18 protein-coding genes and 1 tRNA gene are annotated in these 21,788 nt (G+C 49.4%); 11 read left to right on the forward strand and 8 right to left on the reverse strand.

Annotated elements, in window-relative coordinates:
* Positions 1-431 precede the first annotated feature (431 nt).
* The 5 genes from JC793_RS10460 (at position 432) to JC793_RS10480 (ending at position 5,500) form a co-directional block, all read left to right on the forward strand.
* Positions 432-2,000: an ABC transporter substrate-binding protein gene (locus tag JC793_RS10460; RefSeq protein WP_218426155.1), complete on the forward strand. Its 1,569-nt coding sequence runs from the start codon at positions 432-434 to the stop codon at positions 1,998-2,000.
* A gap of 79 nt (positions 2,001-2,079) precedes the next feature.
* Positions 2,080-3,126: an ABC transporter permease gene (locus tag JC793_RS10465; protein WP_218426156.1), complete on the forward strand. Its 1,047-nt coding sequence runs from the start codon at positions 2,080-2,082 to the stop codon at positions 3,124-3,126.
* Positions 3,123-3,947, forward strand: a complete 825-nt coding sequence (locus tag JC793_RS10470; RefSeq protein ID WP_046893462.1) for an ABC transporter permease — start codon at positions 3,123-3,125, stop codon at positions 3,945-3,947. The genes JC793_RS10465 and JC793_RS10470 overlap by 4 nt, the downstream gene beginning before the upstream one ends.
* Entirely contained in the window at positions 3,940-4,788 is an 849-nt protein-coding gene (locus tag JC793_RS10475) for an ABC transporter ATP-binding protein (protein ID WP_218426157.1), read from the forward strand. Before JC793_RS10470 ends, JC793_RS10475 begins: the two co-directional genes overlap by 8 nt.
* Positions 4,775-5,500, forward strand: a complete 726-nt coding sequence (locus JC793_RS10480; protein ID WP_218426158.1) for an ABC transporter ATP-binding protein — start codon at positions 4,775-4,777, stop codon at positions 5,498-5,500. The genes JC793_RS10475 and JC793_RS10480 overlap by 14 nt, the downstream gene beginning before the upstream one ends.
* A gap of 53 nt (positions 5,501-5,553) precedes the next feature.
* On the opposite strand, the gene JC793_RS10485 is transcribed toward JC793_RS10480, so the two are convergent.
* A complete protein-coding gene (locus JC793_RS10485) occupies positions 5,554-6,201 on the reverse strand; it encodes a YchE family NAAT transporter (protein WP_046893465.1) in 648 nt (215 codons plus the stop codon).
* A gap of 556 nt (positions 6,202-6,757) precedes the next feature.
* Between JC793_RS10485 and adhE the strand changes: the two genes are divergently transcribed.
* Complete coding sequence (gene adhE / locus JC793_RS10490) at positions 6,758-9,418, forward strand: bifunctional acetaldehyde-CoA/alcohol dehydrogenase (protein ID WP_218426159.1); 2,661 nt, start codon at positions 6,758-6,760, stop codon at positions 9,416-9,418.
* A 350-nt stretch (positions 9,419-9,768) separates the two neighbouring features.
* Here adhE and JC793_RS10495 read toward each other — a convergent pair whose 3' ends face one another.
* Positions 9,769-10,371, reverse strand: coding sequence for a thymidine kinase (locus JC793_RS10495; RefSeq protein ID WP_112550031.1), 603 nt, complete (start codon positions 10,369-10,371; stop codon positions 9,769-9,771).
* Positions 10,372-10,870: 499 nt separating this feature from the next.
* Between JC793_RS10495 and JC793_RS10500 the strand changes: the two genes are divergently transcribed.
* Positions 10,871-11,281: an H-NS family histone-like protein gene (locus JC793_RS10500; protein ID WP_046893468.1), complete on the forward strand. Its 411-nt coding sequence runs from the start codon at positions 10,871-10,873 to the stop codon at positions 11,279-11,281.
* 118 nt (positions 11,282-11,399) lie between these two features.
* On the opposite strand, the gene JC793_RS10505 is transcribed toward JC793_RS10500, so the two are convergent.
* The 4 genes from JC793_RS10505 to rssB form a co-directional block, all read right to left on the reverse strand.
* Entirely contained in the window at positions 11,400-12,413 is a 1,014-nt protein-coding gene (locus tag JC793_RS10505; protein WP_218426160.1) for an NAD-dependent epimerase, read from the reverse strand.
* An 8-nt stretch (positions 12,414-12,421) separates the two neighbouring features.
* Positions 12,422-13,765, reverse strand: a complete 1,344-nt coding sequence (locus JC793_RS10510; RefSeq protein WP_107680247.1) for a UDP-glucose dehydrogenase family protein — start codon at positions 13,763-13,765, stop codon at positions 12,422-12,424.
* A 22-nt stretch (positions 13,766-13,787) separates the two neighbouring features.
* Positions 13,788-14,693, reverse strand: a complete 906-nt coding sequence (galU, locus tag JC793_RS10515) for a UTP--glucose-1-phosphate uridylyltransferase GalU (RefSeq protein ID WP_107680248.1) — start codon at positions 14,691-14,693, stop codon at positions 13,788-13,790.
* Between the two features lie 162 nt (positions 14,694-14,855).
* The gene (rssB, locus tag JC793_RS10520; RefSeq protein WP_218426161.1) at positions 14,856-15,884 is read right to left on the reverse strand and encodes a two-component system response regulator RssB; all 1,029 of its coding nucleotides are present in this window, start codon (positions 15,882-15,884) and stop codon (positions 14,856-14,858) included.
* A 168-nt stretch (positions 15,885-16,052) separates the two neighbouring features.
* Here rssB and JC793_RS10525 point away from each other — a divergent pair, with 168 nt between their 5' ends.
* From JC793_RS10525 to JC793_RS10535, 3 genes are all read left to right on the forward strand, one after another.
* Positions 16,053-16,529 carry a YchJ family metal-binding protein gene (locus JC793_RS10525; RefSeq protein ID WP_218426162.1) on the forward strand — a complete coding sequence of 159 codons (477 nt, stop codon included), beginning with the start codon at positions 16,053-16,055 and terminating at the stop codon, positions 16,527-16,529.
* Between the two features lie 65 nt (positions 16,530-16,594).
* Complete coding sequence (gene purU / locus JC793_RS10530) at positions 16,595-17,443, forward strand: formyltetrahydrofolate deformylase (RefSeq protein WP_046893474.1); 849 nt, start codon at positions 16,595-16,597, stop codon at positions 17,441-17,443.
* Positions 17,444-17,601: 158 nt separating this feature from the next.
* Positions 17,602-17,686, forward strand: a tRNA-Tyr gene (locus JC793_RS10535).
* A 16-nt stretch (positions 17,687-17,702) separates the two neighbouring features.
* Here JC793_RS10535 and JC793_RS10540 read toward each other — a convergent pair.
* Positions 17,703-18,566, reverse strand: coding sequence for a helix-turn-helix domain-containing protein (locus JC793_RS10540; RefSeq protein WP_218426163.1), 864 nt, complete (start codon positions 18,564-18,566; stop codon positions 17,703-17,705).
* 415 nt (positions 18,567-18,981) lie between these two features.
* Between JC793_RS10540 and xthA the strand changes: the two genes are divergently transcribed.
* Entirely contained in the window at positions 18,982-19,791 is an 810-nt protein-coding gene (gene xthA, locus JC793_RS10545; RefSeq protein WP_218426164.1) for an exodeoxyribonuclease III, read from the forward strand.
* A gap of 31 nt (positions 19,792-19,822) precedes the next feature.
* Here xthA and JC793_RS10550 read toward each other — a convergent pair whose 3' ends face one another.
* The gene (locus JC793_RS10550) at positions 19,823-21,787 is read right to left on the reverse strand and encodes a DNA topoisomerase III (protein WP_218426165.1); all 1,965 of its coding nucleotides are present in this window, start codon (positions 21,785-21,787) and stop codon (positions 19,823-19,825) included.
* Position 21,788 lies beyond the last annotated feature (1 nt).

Below are 21,788 nucleotides of genomic sequence, written 5' to 3' on the forward strand. Positions count from 1 at the left end.
GCTGATTAAATATTAACAACCAATTAAAAAACAACTGTAAATAAAAAGAGTAAAGTAAAAAAATCCGCTGAAATATCAATCCGGTGAGTACCGGAAATAATCCATTGACTGCAAATATCGTTTCTGTTGTTTATTTAACCACCTTTATCTGTTATACCCGTTTACAACAGGATTGTACGGGTGACCCTATTTACCAATTCTGTCTGTTTTTAGTGCCGTTTTTTATGAGCTGATAACCTGTTGTTATATTACAACTGTTTTTTTGCTTTTTTTGCCGGTGAAATCTCCCGGACAGGAATTTCAGACTATGATTAACTTTATCTATAACGAAAAGTTATAAACAAGCACTTAACAGACTTTGCAAAACACCACTGTTTTTTTTAACGTGTCAGTATTAAAAAAATCAATAACACCGCTTTCAGGGGAAATATATGAAAAAAATATATCCGGCAGCGTCACTGGCTCTGCTCTTTTCCGTCTCCGCATTTGCCGCCACACCACCGAATACCTTAATTGTGGTCCAGAGCCTGGATGACATTGTCAGCCTTGACCCGGCAGAGAGTAATGAACTTTCCAGTATCCAGACCGTCCCCAGCTTATATCAGCGTCTGGTACAGCCGAACCGGGATAATCCTGAACAGCTTGATGCCATTTTGCTGGAAGACTGGCAGGCAGACGCAGCCAATAAAACCCTGACGGTCAGAATTAAAGAGAATGCAAAATTTGCCTCCGGCAACCCGGTACGTCCGGAAGATATTATTTTCTCTTATCAGCGTGCCGTGATCATGAATAAGTCACCGGCGTTTATTCTTAATATCCTCGGCTGGAATAAAGAGAATATCGCGCAGCAGTTTGAAAAAACCGGCGACCGCACTCTGAAGATAAAATGGAGTGCGGATATCAGTCCGGACGTGGCACTGAACCTGTTATCCACCCCGATAGCGTCTGTGGTGGATGAAAAACTGGTGACACCGAATATTAAGAATAATGACTTCGGTAATGCCTGGCTGAAAATGCACTCTGCCGGCAGCGGCGCTTATTCCCTGAAAGTGTATCAGCCGAACCAGGCGATTGTGATGGCCGCCAACCCGAATGTATCCACCGGTACAGCAAAAATTCCGTCCATTATTATTAAAAACGTGCCGGACCCGGCCTCCCGCCGTCTGCTGATTCAGCAGGGTGATGCCGATATTGCCCGTGAGCTCGGTGCTGACCAGACCGCCGCACTGAAAAACAGTGCCGGGGTGCGGGTTGAAAATATTCCGTCCGCCGAACAGGATTATATGGCCTTTAATACCGGCAATAGTGCTAATCCGCTGCTGAAAAATCCGGCTCTGTGGGAAGCCGCCCGTTATCTGGTCGATTACGAAGGTATTACCCGTGATTTACTGAAAGGCCAGTATTTTATTCATCAGAGTTTCCTGCCGGTCGGTTTACCGGGCGCACTGGAAAATAACCCGTATAAATTTGATCCCGCCAAAGCCAAAGAAATTCTGGCAAAAGCCGGCATTAAAGATGCACACTTCACCCTCGATGTGGAAAACAAACCGCCGTATATCACTATTGCCCAGTCTCTTCAGGCCAGCTTTGCCCAGGGCGGTATCAAAGTGGAATTATTACCGGCTGCGGGCAGCCAGGTCTATTCCCGTGTACGCGCACGTCAGCATCAGGCGGCCATCCGTTTCTGGATCCCGGATTATTTTGATGCCCATTCCAACGCCAGCGCCTTTGCCTTTAATGACGGTAAGAGCAGCACCGTGGCGTGGCTGAACGGCTGGGATATTCCGCAGTTATCACAAACCACGCTGAAAGCCGTCGCTGAGCCGGATAAAGCAAAACGCGCACAAATGTATACCGCCATGCAGGAAGAGTTACAGCGCAGTTCTCCGTATGTCTTTATGGCTCAGGGACAAAATCAGGTCGTGCTGCGGGATAATGTGAAAGGCTATCAGCAGGGACTGAATGCCGATATGGTGTATTACGACAGAGTCACCAAATAATCCGCTGATTTTCCGGTTATAACCCCGTCAGTACAGCTGACGGGGTCTGTGTGTTTTGTTTTTATTCAGGAACTGCTGTATGTCCGATATTTCCCCTGCCGGCACACTGTTTCGCCATACCCTGCGTGTGACGCTTCAGGGTCTTTTTACGCTGGCTCTGACACTGCTTGGCTTACTGGTGATCACCTTTGCATTGTCGGCACTTTCTCCGGTTGACCGGGTGTTACAAATTGTCGGCGATCACGCCAGCCATGAAACCTATGAACAGGTCCGGCTGGAACTGGGGCTGGATCAGCCCGTCTATATCCAGTTCTGGCATTATGCGGAACGCCTGCTGCACGGCGATCTCGGTATGGCCTCCTCGATGGGACAGCCGGTGTTTGACGGCGTGCTGACCACGCTGCCCGCTACCATTGAACTGGCAACGCTGGCGCTGCTGATTGGTGCTGTACTCGGGATCCTCTGCGGTACGCTGTGCGCCCGTTATGCAGGTACCCCGTTTGATTTTATCATCCGCACCCTGACGCTCCTCGGAAACTCGGTGCCGGTTTTCTGGCTGGGGCTGCTGATGCTGCTGCTGTTCTACGCCACGCTGCAATGGAGTCCCGGACCGGGACGGCTGGACGATATCTACCAGTATACTGTTGAGGCGAAAACCGGTTTTGTGCTGATCGACACCTGGTTGTCAGATGACCCGGGGGCGTTTACTAATGCGGTGGCACACCTGATCCTGCCGGTATCATTGCTGGCTTATTTTTGTCTGGCGGGGATCACCCGGCTGACGCGCGCCGCCTGCCTGAGTGAAATGAACAAAGAGTATGTCACGCTGGCACGTGCCAAGGGCAATACCGAAATGCAGGTATTGTTCCGCCATGTGTTGCCGAATATCCGCGGTACCCTGATCACCGTGATAGCACTGGCCTACACCGGTATGCTGGAAGGTGCGGTGCTGACAGAAACCGTCTTTTCATGGCCCGGCATCGGCCGCTATCTGACCGCCGCCCTGTTTGCCGGAGATACCACCGCCGTAATGGGCGGGACACTGGTTATCGGTATCTGCTTTATCTTTATCAATAACGTAACCGATATGATTGTGCGTTTAACTGATCCGCGGGTGAAATCATGACATTACTGCCGAAAATCCGCCGATCCCCGTCCGCCCTGACGGGCACCCTGATTATTTTGTTTCTGCTGCTGGTGGCACTATTTGCGCCGTGGCTCGCCCCCTATGACCCGGTACTGCAAAACCCGGCACAGCGCCTGATGGCACCCGATGCACAGCACTGGCTCGGTACGGACAGCTACGGACGTGATGTGCTCTCCCGCCTGATTTACGGCACACGTCCGATGTTTGGGCTGGTCGGGCTGGTCGCGGCAATCACCCTGCCCGCCGGGTTATTGATCGGTATTCTGGCGGGTTTTTACGGCCGCTGGGTCGAAACCATCCTGATGCGGTTTACTGATATCGTGATGTCGATGCCGCGTCTGATCCTCGCCTTTGCGTTTGTTGCCATTCTCGGCCCTGGCCTGATTAACGGCGCACTGGCGCTCGCCCTGACCTCCTGGCCCGCCTATGCCCGTCAGGCGCGCAGCGAAATCCGCCATTTGCGCAACAGCGATTATCTGGCCAGCGCGGAAATGCTGGGGATCCGTGGTCTGCGTCTGTTATGGGGACATATTTTACCGCTCTGTCTGCCGTCAGCCATCGTCCGGCTGGCGCTGGATCTCGCCACCATTATTCTGGCTGCCGCCGGTCTGGGTTTCCTCGGACTGGGTGCACAACCGCCGATGGCGGAATGGGGTGCGATGATTGCTGATGGTATGCAGGTTATTTTTGACCAGTGGTGGATAGCCGCCGTACCCGGCGCGGCGATTCTGATTGCCGGCATGGCATTCAATCTGCTGGGTGATGGTTTACGGGATATTATGGAGCCGCAACATGACTGAGCCGCTTATTTGTGTCAGCAATCTGTGTGTGGATTATCCCCGCGCACAAGTGGTAAAAAAGGTTTCATTTACCCTGGGGCAGGAACGGCTGGCACTGGTCGGGGAGTCCGGTTCCGGTAAATCCATGACAGCCAGAGCCCTGATGGGATTGGTGCGCAAACCCGGGATTGTCAGTGCGGATACGCTGACATTCCGTCAGACCTCCCTGCTTTCCCTGCGGGAAAAACAGTGGGCGGCACTGCGCGGGAACGATATCGCGATGATCATGCAGGACCCGCGTTATGCGCTGAATCCGGTCAGAAATCTGTATCAGCAAATTGAGGAATCACTGCTGCGCCACCAGACGCTGAATAAATCTGACCGCCGCGACCGGGTGTATGAGATAGCCCGCGCTGCCGGCTTATCTGAGCAGGCGCTTTCCCGCTATCCGGGGCAGCTTTCCGGCGGGATGGGACAGCGCGCGATGATTGCCATTGCCCTGATTAACAATCCGTCTGTTTTAATTGCTGATGAACCGACCTCTGCACTGGATGCCCGGCTGCGGCACCAGATTCTGGAACTGATTGTCAGCCAGTGTGAGGAACGCAATATGGGACTGTTGCTGATAAGCCATGATTTACCGCTGGTAGCCGCTCATTGCCAGCGCGTTATGGTGATGTATCAGGGTCAGCAGGTGGATGAGCTGCCCGCCGCACAACTGCCGCAGGCAACACATCCCTACACCCGGACGTTATGGACCTGCCGCCCGGATGCACAAACCTACGGCACCGATTTACCGGTATTGGATCGCACTGCTTTACAGGTGTTACTGACTCAGGAGACACATCATGCCGGAAAATAATGCAGCGCCGATTATTGAGGTGAATAATCTTTCTGTCAGTTTCGGTCCGCGACAGGTTGTCCGCAAGGCCGGTTTTCACCTCTGCGCCGGAGAGACATTCAGTCTTATCGGCGAGTCCGGCTGCGGAAAATCCACGATTCTGCGGGTAATTGCCGGATTACAGCGTGAATGGCTGGGCGGCGTTCAGCTGCTGTCGCAACATATCCACCCCGGACAACGTTATCAGGGTGCTTTGCGCCGCAATGTGCAGATGGTATTCCAGGATCCTTATGCGTCTCTGCATCCGTTCCATACCATTCACAAAGCACTTTCGGAACCATTGCATATTCACAGGGAAAATAACATAGAGAGCCGTGTGACAGAGGCGATAACGTCTGTCGGACTGCCGCCGGATGTTGCACAGCGTTATCCGCATCAGCTCTCCGGCGGCCAGCGCCAGCGCATCGCCATCGCCCGGGCACTGATGTTACGCCCGCAGATCCTGTTACTCGATGAGCCGACTTCCGCACTCGATATGTCCGTGCAGGCGGAAATTCTCAATTTGCTTAATCACCTGAAAACCGCGCACGGCATGACGTATTTGCTGGTCAGCCATGATGCTGATGTGGTGGCGCATATGTCAGATCGTGCAGCGTTTATGGCAAACGGGAAGATTGAACGAGAATTTGATCGCGCTGCACTGCTGCGCGGCGATCACCGAATGGAAAACTGAGAGATGTAAAAACGGGGCCATTGGCCCCGTTCTGATAATAATGAACTGCATGATTATGACAATAATCCGGGAAAACTCATTTTCATGCCGGTAATAATCAGCTCAATACCTAATGACATCAGCATCAGCCCCATAATACGGGTGACGACGTTGATACCGGTTTGTCCGAGATATTTCACCCACAATCCCGCTGAGCGGAACAGCAGCCAGCAGCAGAACGCAAACAGGATACTGGTCAGTGCCAGCCCGAAAAAATTCTGCCAGCCCTGCCAGCGGGCACTCCAGACCACACAGGAACTAATCGCACCCGGTCCCGCCATCAGCGGCAGCGCCAGCGGCACCACCCCGATATTGTCGCGGATTGCCGTTTCTGACTGCTCCTGCTTATTCTGCTTATCTTCCCCCAGCTTACCGCTGATCATGGACATCGCAATAAGGACAATCAATGTCCCCCCTGCTATCCGGAAAGATTCGATGGAAATGCCGAACATAATGAGGATCTTATCGCCGACCAAAAGTGATATACACAAAATCACGGCCACCGAAAAGTTCGCAATCATGTTGGTTTTATTGCGTACTGCGGCAGTCTGATAATTTGTCATGCTCATAAAGACCGGCAAAATACCCACCGGGTTAACTAAAGCAAATAAGCCGACAAAAAATTTTAAATAACCGGAAAAATCCAGCAAGGTGTTGCCCACAAACGATCCTCAACCTGATGATAAAACAGTAACAGCCTGCCGATATTAACCGCAGTCTGTCGCCAAAAGGGTTGTAATAATTATAAATGTGATTATTAACACAGACATCATACCGTTGAATGTGCAGGAAAAGGAATTGCTTTGCACAGAATATTTTCCGCCGCCCGCTGATACGATACAGTTATATCGCCTTATTTTTGCCTGAATTTCAGGCAATCATCAGTTCCTCTGTAAAATTGAAACCCGATATCGTTCTTGTTACGACGTGTTGTTCCTGTTTTGACTCATGCTGAATGGTGTCAGCTTGGTATATTTGTGATTTGGATCACTTTAATATTTCCCCCGAATGTTAAGCTGCTTTCATTACAGTTGAATCGATTCAACTATAATGCGAACAGAAAGACCTGACGGGCTTTTTAAGCAAATCAGCGGGCATATCTGCATTATGTTACCGGCAAAATCAATTTAGTTACCGGAAGATATCACCGCTATAATCAAATCGTATCAATCCGCTGATTTGCTTAAAAAGTTTAACAATTTATCAGGAGTGATCTGTATGGCCGTAACGAACGTTACCGAACTCAATGAATTAGTTGCCCGCGTGAAGAAAGCTCAGCGCGAGTTTGCCGGTTTCTCCCAGGAGCAGGTGGATGCCATCTTCCGGGCTGCGGCACTCGCTGCTGCCGATGCCCGTATCCCGCTGGCAAAACTGGCGGTCGAAGAATCCGGTATGGGGATTATTGAAGATAAAGTGATTAAAAACCATTTTGCTTCTGAATATATCTATAATGCCTACCGCGATGAAAAAACCTGCGGCATCTTATCGGAAGACCCGACTTTCGGCACCATCACTATCGCAGAGCCTATCGGTATTATCTGCGGTATCGTCCCGACCACTAACCCGACCTCCACTGCTATCTTTAAAGCACTGATCAGCCTGAAAACCCGTAACGGGATCATTTTCTCCCCGCATCCGCGTGCTAAAAAAGCCACGAACAGAGCCGCTGAGATTGTCCTCAAAGCTGCTGTTGCCGCCGGTGCCCCGAAAGATATTATCGGCTGGATTGACGAGCCGTCTGTTGAATTATCCAATGCCTTGATGCACCACCCGGATACTAACCTGATCCTCGCCACCGGCGGGCCGGGTATGGTGAAAGCCGCCTACAGTTCCGGTAAACCGGCTATCGGTGTCGGTGCGGGTAATACCCCTGTGGTGATCGATGAAACGGCTGATATCAAACGTGCGGTAGCCTCTATTCTGATGTCCAAAACATTCGATAACGGCGTGATTTGTGCCTCTGAGCAATCCGTTATTGTTGTCGATGATGTTTATGAGCAGGTCAAAGAACGTTTTGAAACCCACGGCGGCTATATTCTGAAAGGCAAAGAACTGAAAGCCGTTCAGGACATCATTCTGCTCAACGGCGGGCTGAATGCGAAAATTGTCGGTCAGTCTGCGGTAAAAATTGCTGAAATGGCCGGTATTGAAGTCCCTTCCTGGACCAAAATTCTGATCGGTGCTGTCTCCGTGGCGGATGAATCAGAGCCGTTTGCTCACGAAAAACTCTCTCCGCTGCTGGCAATGTACCGCGGCAAAGATTTTGAAGATGCGGTGGTCAAGGCGGAAAAACTGGTGGAAATGGGCGGGATCGGCCACACCTCCTGCTTATATACCGATCAGGACAACCAGCCGGAACGCGTTAAATTCTTCGGCGAGAAGATGAAAACCGCACGTATTCTTATCAATACCCCTGCGTCACAAGGCGGGATCGGCGATCTGTATAACTTCAAACTGTCTCCGTCACTGACGCTGGGCTGCGGTTCCTGGGGTGGTAACTCCATTTCCGAAAACGTCGGGCCGAAACACCTGATCAACACCAAAACCGTGGCAAAACGAGCTGAAAATATGTTGTGGCATAAACTTCCGAAATCTATCTATTTCCGCCGCGGTTCTCTGCCGGTTGCCCTGGAAGAGATCGCCGGTGACGGTGCGAAACGTGCATTTATCGTAACTGACGGCTATCTGTTCAATAACGGCTATGTGGATGAAGTCACCCGTGTGCTGAAATCCTACGGCATGGAAGTGGAAATATTCTTTGAAGTGGAAGCCGACCCGACACTTTCCGTCGTCCGCAAAGGTGCGGAGCAGATGAACAGCTTCAAACCGGACGTGATTATTGCCCTCGGCGGCGGTTCCCCGATGGATGCGGCCAAAATCATGTGGGTGATGTATGAGCATCCGGAAACTCACTTTGAGGAACTGGCACTGCGCTTTATGGATATCCGTAAACGTATCTATAAATTCCCGAAAATGGGTGTGAAAGCGAAAATGGTCGCGATCACCACCACCTCCGGTACCGGTTCGGAAGTCACTCCGTTTGCCGTCGTGACTGACGATACCACCGGCCAGAAATACCCGCTGGCAGACTATGCCCTGACGCCGGATATGGCTATTGTTGATGCCAACCTGGTGATGAACATGCCGAAATCCCTTACCGCGTTCGGCGGGCTGGATGCGGTCACCCATGCGCTGGAAGCGTATGTATCGGTACTGGCAAACGAGTTCTCTGACGGCCAGGCATTGCAGGCGCTGAAACTACTGAAAGAGTTTTTACCGGCCAGCTATCACGAAGGTGCGAAGAACCCGGTTGCCCGTGAGCGTGTGCATAATGCCGCAACTATCGCCGGTATCGCGTTTGCCAACGCCTTCCTCGGTGTCTGTCACTCCATGGCCCATAAACTGGGTTCAGAGTTCCATATTCCGCACGGCCTGGCTAACGCCCTGCTTATCTGTAACGTCATTCGTTATAACGCCACAGATAATCCGACCAAACAGACTGCATTCAGTCAGTATGACCGTCCGCAGGCACGCCGCCGCTACGCGGAAATTGCAGATCACCTGCAACTGAGTGCTGCCGGTGACCGTACTGCGCAGAAGATTGAAAAACTGCTGGTCTGGCTGGATGAAATCAAAGCGTCTCTGGGCATTCCGAAATCTATCCGTGAAGCCGGGGTACCGGAAGCCGAGTTCCTGGCGAAGCTGGATAAACTGTCAGAAGATGCCTTTGATGACCAGTGTACCGGTGCGAACCCGCGTTATCCGCTGATTGCTGAATTAAAACAAATTATGCTGGATACATATTACGGCCGTACCTATGACGAATCCGTTCCTGTTGCGGCGCCTAAACCGGTTGCCAAACGAAATGCTAAGAAATAGTCATCAATCCGGTAAATAATAACCGCAAAGCCCTCTCCGGAGGGCTTTTTTATATTTATCCCATAATAATAATTAAATAATTGTCTCTGTATTAACTGCTCTTCACTTTTGATCATGTTTCCCGCTGTCGCCGGTCTTTAATATTTCACTTAATACCGGTCACGAAACTGATGCAGCCACCGCCGCTATTTACCGCGATTTTATCCCTGCTGACTCAAATACCGCCTAATCACTTTCCTGCACAAACTGCTCCTGCTGTTTTTTGATATCCCCGGTAATCCGCAGCGGATATAAAAAAACCGGACAATGACGTCCGGCACTTTTTTGTATAACAGAGAGACTTCCCTGTTTTATGACCGATATTCTGCTGCTTTTACTTCACGTATCGCTTCATTGTAATGCTTGCGGCAGACCGATACATATTTTTCATTACCACCGATGTCAATTTGTGCGCCGTCCGCCATGACTCTGCCCTGTCCGTCATAACGTAAAACCCGGCTGGCTTTCCGCCCGCAATAACAAATTGTTTTTAATTCAACTAATTTATCCGCCCACGCCAATAAATAATGGCTTCCGCTGAATAATTCACCTTTAAAGTCTGTGCGTAATCCGTAGCACAGAACAGGAATATCAATGTCATCGACGATATAACACAGCTGTTCCACCTGTGCTTTGGTCAGAAACTGGCATTCATCGATTAAGACGCAGTGTACGGGCGCCTGCTGATGTTCACGGATAATAACCGTGCTGACATCAGTCTCAGTACCAAATACCCGTGCGTCCGCGCTCAGGCCGATACGTGAGGTGACTCTGCTCTGTTCGTAGCGGTCGTCTATCTCTGCGGTAAATATCAGCGTGCGCATACCGCGTTCGTTATAGTTATAGGATGACTGCAGTAATGCAGTCGATTTTCCCGCGTTCATTGCGGAGTAATAAAAATAAAGCTGAGCCACCGGCTCTCTCCCCTTACACAATCAAGATCTGCGACAATACTAACACATTAGTGTTAAAAACAGCGCAATCTGTATTTAACACATGCCCGGATCGCATGCTCAATATCCTGAATTCATTGCAACTGTAAATTCACGCAAGGCATGGTTACATGACGGATATTCACTGTTGTTATCAGCAACCCTTCGCTTTATCCTGTTTTTCATTATACCGGGGCCGAAGAATAACGTTTCTTTACATAAGACAAGGTTAAATATAATTTGTATTCCCTACCTCATTTATGAACAATTTTTATGAAGATGCTGAACATCAACGCATTTTCACCCCGTCCCCTTATCAAATTTAAACGAAAACCCAAAAACACCCTTATTATTCCTCAGAAATAATTGCTTTTAAAAAAAATGTGTTTTAACCTTACTCCGAAATTTGCTATTGCAGATTTTTAAATAGCAATCTATTATTAACTATACATCAGCCAACATTTAATTTGAGACCAGGATTATGAGTGAATCTTTGAAGCCATTTAATAATATCCGTACTCTTCGCGCTCAGGCGAGAGAATCCAGCTTAGAAGTTTTAGAAGAAATTCTGGAAAAACTGACTTCTGTTGTAGAAGAACGTCGTCTGGAAGAATCTCAGGCTCAGGCTAAAGAAGAAGAGCGCACCCGTAAATTAGAAGAGTTCCGTCAGCTGCTTGAAAAGCAGAATATCAATCCGGAAGAATTAATTCAGTCTATGGGTACAGGCAAAGCAACACGCAAATCCAAGCGTGCTCAGCGCCCGGCCAAATATGAATATATCGATGAAAACGGTGAAAGCAAAACCTGGACCGGCCAGGGTCGCACACCAGCTGTGATCAAACAGGCTATCGATAACGAAGGCAAATCTCTGAACGATTTCTTAATCAAGTAAGCGATTACACCTGACAAAAAGCCCTTCCCTGAAGGGCTTTTTTTATATCCGCCGGTCAGCCTGACAGAAAAAAGGAGGCTTTCGCCTCCTTTTTTATACTTATAACCGCTGCTGTTATTTACTTTTTACCGTGATAAAACGACATATACCAGTCAACAAACTGCTGTACACCGTAATTAACCGGTGTATCCGGTGAGAAACCAATCGTTTTATACAATTCGGAGGAGTCTGCACAGGTGGATAACACGTCACCATCCTGCATATCCATATAGTGTTTATTGGCTTTAATATCCAGTGCGGTTTCAATCGCCTGAATAAAATCACCCAACCGGGTCGGCTGACCGTTACCGACATTATAAATTTTGTACGGTGCAGAACTGGCTGATTTCAGTCCCTCTTCCACCGTCCAGTCGCTGTCAGCTGCCGGAATCACATTCACCAGACGCACCACCGCTTCAGCAATATCACCGACATAGGTGAAATCGCGCACCATATTGCCGTGGTTATATACATCGATCGGTTTTCCGTCCAGCATGGCTTTAACAAACTTAAATAACGCCATATCCGGGCGCCCCCACGGGCCGTAAACCGTAAAGAAGCGCAAACCGGTTGTCGGTAACTGATAAAGATGCGAATAACTGTGAGACATCAGTTCATTGGCTTTTTTCGTCGCCGCATACAACGAAACCGGATGATCCACATCATCCTCAACAGAGAACGGCTGCTTACGGTTCAGCCCGTATACGGAACTTGAGGAGGAATAAATCAGATGCCCGACGTTATTATGACGGCATCCTTCCAGGATATTCATATGCCCCAGAATATTCGCATCAATATACGCCATCGGATTCTGAATCGAGTAACGTACACCCGGCTGTGCCGCAAGGTGGATCACCCGTTCAAATTTTTGCGCGGCAAACAGTTCACTGACTGCCGTTTTCTCCGACAAATCCATTTTAAAAAAATGAAATTGCGGATGCGGTAATAACAGATCAAGACGGGCCTGCTTGAGATTAACATCATAATAGTCATTCAGGTTATCGGCACCGACAACCTCGTGCCCCTGCTCAAGCAGGCGCTGCGAGACATGATAACCAATAAAACCGGCCGCACCGGTTACAAGTATTTTCATATTCAGACTCAAATTACCGGATTAATGGAAGCACCACGACCTATACCATAATAGATAAAGCCGCGATTTTCTAAACGTTCCGGGTCATAAAGGTTGCGTCCGTCAAAAATAACCGGCGTCTTCAGGCCTGCTTTGATAACGTCAAAGTCCGGCGCGCGGAAACTCTGCCATTCCGTGCAGATAACCAGTGCATCCGCATTGTGCAGTGCCGCTTCTTTCGTCCCCATCAGTGCCAGGTCATCACGCTGCCCGAAAATACGCTGTGCTTCCTGCATGGCTTCCGGGTCATATGCCTGAATTTTGGCACCGGCTGCCCATAATTCCTGTAACAGGATACGGCTGGATGCCTCACGCATATCATCCGTATTCGGTTTAAAGGAAAGCCCCCATACCGCAAAGGTTTTACCCTTCAGGTTTTCACCGAAATGACGTTTGATAAAGGACGGCAGTTTGTATTTCTGCTGTTCGTTCACTTCTTCCACCGCACGCAGAATGCGCGGCGTAAAGCCGATATGCTCTGCTGTACGGATCAGAGCCTGTACATCTTTCGGGAAGCAGGAGCCGCCGTAGCCGCAGCCCGGGTAAATAAAGTGATAACCGATGCGGGAATCAGAACCGATACCCTGGCGCACATTTTCAATATCCGCACCCAGCATTTCCGCCAGGTTGGAGATTTCATTCATAAAGCTGATTTTCGTGGCCAGCATGCAGTTTGCCGCGTATTTGGTCAGCTCCGCACTGCGGATATCCATGACGATCATCCGGTCATGGTTGCGGTTAAACGGCTCATACAGTTCACGGATAATATCGACAACACGCTCATTATCACAACCGATAACAATACGCTCAGGACGCATACAGTCAGCGACTGCCGCCCCTTCCTTCAGGAATTCCGGATTGGACACCACGTCATAGGCAATATCCGCACCACGTTCAGCCAGCGCGGCTTTGATGGTGGCATTGACTTTGTCTGCGGTACCGACAGGTACAGTGGATTTGTCGATAACCACTTTGTAGTCCTGCATATGCTGTGCGATGGTGCGGGCAACGGCGGTCACATATTGCAGATCGGCTGAGCCGTCTTCGTCAGGCGGTGTGCCGACCGCAATAAATTGCAGTGTACCGTGAGCCACACCCTTTTCCGCGTCGGTGGTAAAGCTTAAACGGCCTTCTTCATAGTTTTTCTTCACCAGCGGCGCCAGGCCCGGTTCAAAAATCGGGATAACACCATTTTTCAGGTTTTCCACTTTTTTTGCATCAACATCGACACACATTACATCATGGCCGACTTCCGCCAGTACTGTCGCCTGCACCAGGCCGACATACCCGATTCCAAATACGGTTACTTTCATAGTTCACCTATTGCAACAATTATTAATTCTGTAATGTTTTCAGCCAGTCTGAGAATTCACGGCCCAGGTGCTTATGACGCATGCTGTATTCGACAAAGGCTTTCATATAACCCATTTTGTCACCACAGTCATGGCTGCGGCCTACCAGGCGGTATGCTTCCACCGGATTTTTTTCAATCAGCATCGCGATCGCATCCGTCAGCTGGATCTCATCACCGGCACCCGGTGCGGTTTTCCCCAGCAGCGGCCAGATATCCTGAGACAGCACATAACGGCCGACGATAGACATATTTGACGGTGCTTTGGCCGGTTCCGGTTTTTCCACCACCGCAAACATCGGCTTGCTTTCGCCGGCAGCCAGGCTTTCACCGTGGCAATCCACCACGCCATAGTTTGACACCATTTCCTGCGGAACAGGATCGACCATGACCTGGCTTGCACCGTGCTCTTCATAACGTGCAATCATTTCTCTGAGGTTGAATTTTGTCAGGTCAGTACTGTGTTCATCAATGATGACATCCGGTAATACCACCGCAAACGGCTCATCACCAATCATCGGCTTCGCGCATAACACCGCATGGCCGAGCCCTTTGGCGATGCCCTGGCGGGTCTGCATGATAGTGACATGACGCGGACAGATTGACTGAACTTCTTCCAGCAACTGACGTTTAACGCGTTTTTCCAGGATGGCTTCCAGTTCAAAACTGGTATCGAAATGGTTTTCAATGGAGTTTTTTGATGAGTGGGTCACTAAAATAATTTCGGTGATCCCCGCCGCGATACACTCATTAACCACATACTGGATAAGCGGTTTATCCACCAGCGGCAGCATTTCTTTCGGAATCGCTTTTGTGGCCGGAAGCATACGTGTTCCTAATCCTGCAACCGGGATCACAGCCTTGTGTACCTTATTTTTCTGCACTGACATACATCATCCTCATGCGCATAAACAGAATAAATACGCGATTTATAAAAAATAATGAGACTGAGTATACCAGCTAATTTTCAGGGATAAATACTCTGTTCCGTGTAAATGCGGTTTAGTGTTAAGAGATGTTTAATATCTGAACGGGTTGGTAAAGCCCGGCAATTATCCCTGATGTGGTCCGGGCGTCAGGCTTAATTTAATCTGGCTGCTGCTGTTCCAGATCCGGCATTGCAGATGACGGCTGAATTCGCTTATCTGACTGGAATAAACGGAAGAGAGTGTGCCCAGCGGAATCCCTCTGTTAATACGGATAACATGGTTGTCAGAGCGTAATTCCGCACTGATACCGGCGCTGGATAATAATACTGACTTACGCCGCGTGTGATAATACCCCAGCAGCAGCGGCAGTTGTCCCGGAATACCGGCCTCCTGCAATAAACGGTTCAGCTTATTCAGAATAGCGGTCATACTCGGTAATTTCCGGTGGTGATTATGAATATAACGTTTAAGCAGATCGTTAAAAATCACGCGGATTAACATCGCCATCAGCGGACCGTTGCCGGTATTCTGACTGATATCAAGGCAATAAAACGCCACTTCATTATCCGAAAATTCAGCTACGTCAAATACCAGTCCGGCCCGGCAGGTATCGGATAATTGCGCGTAACGGATCTGATAATTTGCCAGCACCTGGCTCGGTGGCGGATTCAGTTGTTTTAATAAACGTAAAACATCATCCACATTATGTTGCAGCTGAGCCCAGATCCCGGACAGATCATTGTTTTCCAGCACGCCCGGTGAGAAAAATGACGGGTACAAATGCGACAGACACAATTTTTTTACTTCTTCCAGCCTGCTCAGCGGCTTTAACAAAACATCCTTTGCCCCCAGGCGCAGCACTTCATCAATATCGGACATTTTTTGTGTCGCGGAAATAACAATCACCGGAACCGCCGGTAATTCAGACTGTAAACGTGCGATAAATTCCGCACCGGTCATCACCGGCATATTCAGATCGCAGAAAATCAGCTCCGGCTGAAAGCCCTCTTCTATATATGCCCATGCCCGGGCACCGTCACCGGCGGAGAGTACTGTGGCACCGAGAAGGCGTAAATAAGATGACAACGCCATATTGAATACCGGGTCGTCATCGATGACTAACAATCGTTTTCCGTCCAGTGCTTGTTTCATCGCATCCTCTTTTCACCCGGCCACACACTACAGATTACCCGGAACACCGGTGATAACGTTGCTCCCGCACTGCTCCTGTGATTAAGGATAGCGTGTGATCTGTATTTCCGGTAGCATCAGAACCCTGTTCCTTACGATTATTTACCCTGAACACATTATTTGATAATTATGTCTCATTTTACAGAAACAGATCCTTGTCCGTGCGGCAGCGGAGCTACATTCCCACAGTGTTGTCAGCCTTATCTTTCCGGTGCACTCAGTGCCCCGGATGCGCGTGCGCTGATGCGTTCACGTTACAGTGCGTTTGTCACACATAATGCCGATCATCTGATCCGGACATGGTATCCGCCGGAGCGGGCGGAAGCGTTGCGGGCAGAACTGATCGCCGGGTTCGGTGAAACGGAATGGCTGGGGCTGAATGTTATTGATTTTCAGCCCGGCACCGCACCGGACGAGGCTTTCGTTGAATTTTGTGCTTGCTTTATTGATAAAAAGTCCGAAGATAAACAATTCATTCACGAACGGTCCCGTTTTCGCCTGACTGACGGCTGCTGGATGTACCTCGACGGTGTTAAACCTCAGACCGGCCGTAATGATCCCTGCCCCTGCGGCTCCGGAAAAAAATACAAAAAATGTTGTGCCTGATACCGGACAGGCACCTCCTGTAAACAAACATCACCGACATCAGTTATTAAGGATCCACACCTTCCATGCAACACCAGACGAGTCAGAGAAAGATTCTGCGAACCATTTGCCCTGACGCAAAAGGTCTTATCGCCAAGATCACCAATATTTGTTACAAGCATCAGCTGAATATTGTCCAGAACAATGAATTCGTTGATCACCGCACCGGGCGCTTTTTTATGCGTACCGAGCTGGAAGGGATTTTTAACGATGAAACCCTGCTGGCCGACCTTGATGATGCTCTGCCGAAAGGCTCCACCCGCGAGTTAACCACTGCCGGACGCCGCCGTATTGTTATTATGGTGACCAAAGAGGCACACTGCCTCGGTGATATCCTGATGAAAAGCGCCTACGGCGGCCTGGATGTCGAAATCGCGGCAGTTATCGGCAATCACGATGTGTTATCTCACCTGGTCACACAGTTTGGTATTCCGTTCCATCATATCAGCCACGACGGGTTAACCCGTGAGCAGCATGATATGCAGATCATTCAGCAGATCGATCAGTATCAGCCTGATTACGTGGTGCTGGCAAAATACATGCGTGTGCTGACCCCGGCGTTTGTTCAGCACTACCCGAACCAGATTATCAACATCCACCACTCCTTCCTGCCGGCCTTTATCGGCGCACGGCCTTATCATCAGGCTTATGAGCGCGGCGTGAAGATTATCGGTGCTACGGCACACTATGTGAATGATAACCTCGACGAAGGTCCGATCATTCATCAGAGCGTGATTAATGTCGATCACACCTACAGTGCCGATGACATGGTAATGGCCGGCCGTGATGTCGAAAAAAACGTACTCAGCCATGCCCTGGGCCGTGTACTGACACAACGAGTATTCGTTTACGGTAACCGTACTGTGATTTTATAACGGCTTAATTGCCTGAAGTTGCACGCATAACGTGCACTTCGGGCAAAAAAACAACGGCCATTCATTTTTTCTCTTTTTTTACTTTACAGCGCCCGCATATTTGCTATTATGCAGCCCGTCCCAAGGCAACAGCTGAACGGACAGACAATTTGATTATTGGTGGGATACCCAAGCGGCCAAAGGGAGCAGACTGTAAATCTGCCGTCACAGACTTCGAAGGTTCGAATCCTTCTCCCACCACCATCTCTCTTCTCTCCTGTTATTTCATATTCTCAATACAATCCATAACCTTATTCAGCACACTCGCATGTGACTTCGATTTGTACAGATAACAATGATTTTCCGCTTCAGTCTGCGACAACGGCAGGAAAATGAGTTCGTCACTGTACGGCAGTGTTTTCGGCTGCTCATCAATAAAGCAGAGATAATCTCCGTCAATCAGCAGATGCAGATAACTGTTCACATTATCAATCAGATGCACATGTTCATGTTTACTTTGCTCATCATGCTGCTGCAGCATTATTTTCAGCAGCGGGCTTTCATATAACAACGGCTCGCATAACCAGACACAGCAGGATAATAATGTTTGCAAATTATTATCACAGGCCTGAAACAGCGAACGGCGGCAGCAAATTCCGATCTGCCCCTGCGGTAAATGACGCAGCAGTGCAAAACGTTCACTGACAACCGGCTCTGAGGAAAGTATCAGTGTATTCCCCTCGAAATCATTTATTTCATCAATACAATCATAATGGAAACGGAATATATTAATTTGTATACCGGCTTTAAATGCAGCACTGTATAACGCACCGATATATTTACTTTTACCCCAGTCATAAAATATATTCACCTTATTACATACCGTTCCGCTGATATGTTTTTTAGTGATCTCTTTTTCCTGCATATAGAGATCTTTAAGGTCATTGTACAGCTCCATACCTTCACGCGTCAGACTCATACCGAATTTTTCACGTTTAAATAGACGCTTACCCAGTGAAATCTCAAAATCCTTGATCGATTTCGCCACCGGCGGTGTTGTCCTGTTCATCACTTTTGCTGCTTTGCTGAGCGAGCCGTATTCAACAACAGCCATAAAGGCCTCTAACTTCCTTGAAAAAAACATAATGTCGATTCCTGTGCTGTAGTAAATAATCAGTTAAATAATTACTTATTGATATATAACGACTTTATTTCTGGTGTTTTTTTCTTAAACAAAGAGTTAAAATACGATTTTCGTTAAAACTCATACAACAATAATAATACAACATTATATTTTTATTATTCTGTTTTATTAGATTTCATTTTAAAGATTAATACATAAATACAAAAATCTTCCTTCCGATTTTTATTACCCCCTTTTCATTTCACTTTGCTGAAGCAAGAATAATCATTATTAATGCTGTTTATTTTGCCAATTAAAAATTGAGACATATTAATTCCTGCCTGGCATACCGGTTTTTATTATTCTTCTGACGGGTTACTTTTTTTCTGCAATCTGTTACTCTTTTGTTGTTAACTCATCAACCGGTTGGAATTCTATGAAGTTTGTCTCTTTTAACATTAACGGGTTAAGAGCCCGGCCTCACCAGCTGGAAGCGATTATCGCACAGCATCAGCCTGATGTTATCGGCCTCCAGGAAACCAAAGTTCATGACGATATGTTCCCGCTCGATGACCTGAAACATCTCGGTTACCACATTTTTTATCACGGCCAGAAATCCCATTACGGTGTCGCCCTGCTGACCAAAGCAGAGCCTGTTGCCGTACGCAAAGGCTTCGCAGGGGATGATGAAGATGCCCAGCGCCGTCTGATTATGGCGGATATTGATACCCCGGCCGGGGTACTGACAGTGATTAACGGTTATTTCCCCCAGGGAGAAAGCCGTGATCACCCGCTGAAATTCCCGGCGAAAACTAAATTCTATCAGGATTTACAGGACTACCTGTCCGGGCGGTCGAATCAGGATCCGATTGTTATTATGGGCGATATGAATATCAGCCCGCAGGATATTGATATCGGAATTGGTGATACTAACCGCAAACGCTGGCTGAAGACCGGCAAATGTTCTTTCCTGCCGGAAGAGCGGGAGTGGATGGATCGCCTGCTCGGCTGGGGGCTGACTGACACCTACCGCGCCATGTATCCGGATGCAGATGACCGTTTCTCATGGTTTGACTACCGTTCCCGCGGTTTTGATGACAACCGGGGTCTGCGGATTGACCTGATTCTGGCAAGTTCCGGGCTGGCGCCGCGCTGTACCGCCACAGGTATTGATTATGAGATCCGCGGTATGGAAAAACCGTCTGATCACGCGCCAATCTGGGCGGAGTTTGATCTGACCCGCTGATACAAAATGTCCCGCCAATGCGGGACATTTTTTATTCTTCTTCCTGTGGCGGCGCTTTTTTCCCGCCTGACTTTCCTTTGCCCTTCGCGGCCGTTTTCCCCTTTCCTTTTGCCCCCGCTTTTTTTGCCTGTGGCGGCGGCGGTAAATCACGGAAAGCGCGGACATTCCGGTTCTGTCTGGCCTGGTTTATCAGTCCGGTCAGCGTTTCGGATAACGGCACCATAAAATCCTGATAGCGGTACTGTTTTTCGCTGATTTGCGTCAGTGTGGATTCCCAGTGTGCGGTCATATCCGGTAATGTCGCCATTTCAGGCAAAACATGAATCAGCGCCCGTCCCGCCGGTGATGAGTGAATATTCCGCCCTTTTTTATACAGAAACTCACGGCGGAACAGCAGTTCGATAATCCCGGCACGGGTCGCTTCTGTTCCCAGGCCATCCGTTTCACGCAACACTTTTTTCAGGGATTTATCTTTCACGAACCGGGCAATCCCGGTCATGGCGGACAGCAGCGTGGCATCCGTAAACGGCCTCGGCGGCTGAGTCTGGCGTTCAACCACTTCACCGCGTTCGCACAGGAGCTCGTCCCCTTTGGTCAGGAGCGGCAGCGGAGTTCCTTCGTTTTCCTCGTCACGCTCTTTGGCGCCCAGCATGGTCCGCCAGCCCGCCTGAGAAAGAAAACGTGCTTTTGCCACAAATTTACCGTTAGCGATATCCAGTTCAATCACACATTTGCGGTATTGCGCATCCGGCATAAACTGCATCAGATACTGACGTGCAATCAACTCGTAGATATTGGCTTCATTCTCACTGAGTGACACGGAGACCGATTTTGCCGTCGGAATGATGGCGTGGTGCGCATCCACCTTTTTATCGTCCCAGCAGCGGTTACGCAGCGAATCATCAAGGTTATCCTGCGGAAGCAGATGCGGGGTATGTACAGAAATGGCGTTAAGTACACTGTGACGCCCGGCAAAATGCTCTTCCGGCAGATGACGGCTGTCCGAACGGGGATAGGTAATCAGTTTGTGGGTTTCATACAAACGCTGGCAGACATCCAGCACCGCTTGGGCACTCAGCCCGTAGCGTTTGGCAGCCTCAATCTGTAAGGCGGATAATGAAAATGGCAGCGGCGCGACCTCATTTTCGGTTTTATCCTGAAAATCCGTCACATAGGCCGGTTTACCGGTAATGCGGCTGACCACATGTTCCGCCAGCGGCCGGTGAGTCAGACGCCCTTCTTCATCCTGATAGTCCTGACAGGCGTCGCTCGGCACCCACATCGCCGTAAAACGTTCATCTGCCGGGGTGACAATATGTGCCCTTACCTCAAAGAAATCCCGCGGCACAAAGTTTTCAATTTCTTCGTCGCGACGCACCACCAGCCCGAGTACCGGGGTCTGCACACGGCCGACCGAGAGCACACCATTATACCCGGCATTGCGGCCGAGAATGGTGTAGGCGCGCGTCATATTGATACCGTAGAGCCAGTCGGCCCGTGACCGAGCCAGTGCCGAAACACACAGCGGGATAAAATCACGGTTGGAACGCATTTTATCCACCGCCCGTGTTACCGCCTGCGGGTTAAGATCATTGACCAGACAACGTTGTACCTGCTGTCGTTTTTCCGGCGGTAACTCCAGGAAATCCAGAACCTCATCCACCAGCAGTTGCCCTTCTCGATCGGGGTCTCCGGCGTGGATAACTTCGGTGGCAGAACTGAGCAGCGTACCGATAGTGCGCAGCTGTTTCGCTACTGAGTCGCGGGGTCTGAGGATCCATTTTTGCGGGATAATCGGCAGGTCAGCCAGGTTCCAGCGGGCGTAACGCGGATCATAGGCATCCGGCTCTGCCTGTTCCAGCAGGTGGCCGACACACCAGGTCACGCAGTCATTCTGACCGCAGCGGATAAAGCCGTCCCCCCGCTGGTGCGGTTTGGGTAATACATCCGCAATCGCACGGGCGAGGCTGGGCTTTTCGGCAATAAACAAACGCATG

The sequence above is a fragment of the Morganella morganii genome (genome assembly GCF_019242955.1).
In the GTDB taxonomy this organism is placed as follows: Bacteria; Pseudomonadota; Gammaproteobacteria; order Enterobacterales; family Enterobacteriaceae; genus Morganella; species Morganella sibonii.

Coding starts and splice junctions, on each gene's coding strand:
- JC793_RS10460 (WP_218426155.1), top strand. CDS start 432: ATGAAAAAAATATATCCGGCAGCGTCACTGGCTCTGCTCTTTTCCGTC.
- JC793_RS10465 (WP_218426156.1), top strand. CDS start 2,080: ATGTCCGATATTTCCCCTGCCGGCACACTGTTTCGCCATACCCTGCGT.
- JC793_RS10470 (WP_046893462.1), top strand. CDS start 3,123: ATGACATTACTGCCGAAAATCCGCCGATCCCCGTCCGCCCTGACGGGC.
- JC793_RS10475 (WP_218426157.1), top strand. CDS start 3,940: ATGACTGAGCCGCTTATTTGTGTCAGCAATCTGTGTGTGGATTATCCC.
- JC793_RS10480 (WP_218426158.1), top strand. CDS start 4,775: ATGCCGGAAAATAATGCAGCGCCGATTATTGAGGTGAATAATCTTTCT.
- adhE (WP_218426159.1), top strand. CDS start 6,758: ATGGCCGTAACGAACGTTACCGAACTCAATGAATTAGTTGCCCGCGTG.
- JC793_RS10500 (WP_046893468.1), top strand. CDS start 10,871: ATGAGTGAATCTTTGAAGCCATTTAATAATATCCGTACTCTTCGCGCT.
- JC793_RS10505 (WP_218426160.1), bottom strand. CDS start 12,413: ATGAAAATACTTGTAACCGGTGCGGCCGGTTTTATTGGTTATCATGTC.
- JC793_RS10510 (WP_107680247.1), bottom strand. CDS start 13,765: ATGAAAGTAACCGTATTTGGAATCGGGTATGTCGGCCTGGTGCAGGCG.
- galU (WP_107680248.1), bottom strand. CDS start 14,693: ATGTCAGTGCAGAAAAATAAGGTACACAAGGCTGTGATCCCGGTTGCA.
- rssB (WP_218426161.1), bottom strand. CDS start 15,884: ATGAAACAAGCACTGGACGGAAAACGATTGTTAGTCATCGATGACGAC.
- JC793_RS10525 (WP_218426162.1), top strand. CDS start 16,053: ATGTCTCATTTTACAGAAACAGATCCTTGTCCGTGCGGCAGCGGAGCT.
- purU (WP_046893474.1), top strand. CDS start 16,595: ATGCAACACCAGACGAGTCAGAGAAAGATTCTGCGAACCATTTGCCCT.
- JC793_RS10540 (WP_218426163.1), bottom strand. CDS start 18,566: ATGTTTTTTTCAAGGAAGTTAGAGGCCTTTATGGCTGTTGTTGAATAC.
- xthA (WP_218426164.1), top strand. CDS start 18,982: ATGAAGTTTGTCTCTTTTAACATTAACGGGTTAAGAGCCCGGCCTCAC.
- JC793_RS10550 (WP_218426165.1), bottom strand. CDS start 21,787: ATGCGTTTGTTTATTGCCGAAAAGCCCAGCCTCGCCCGTGCGATTGCG.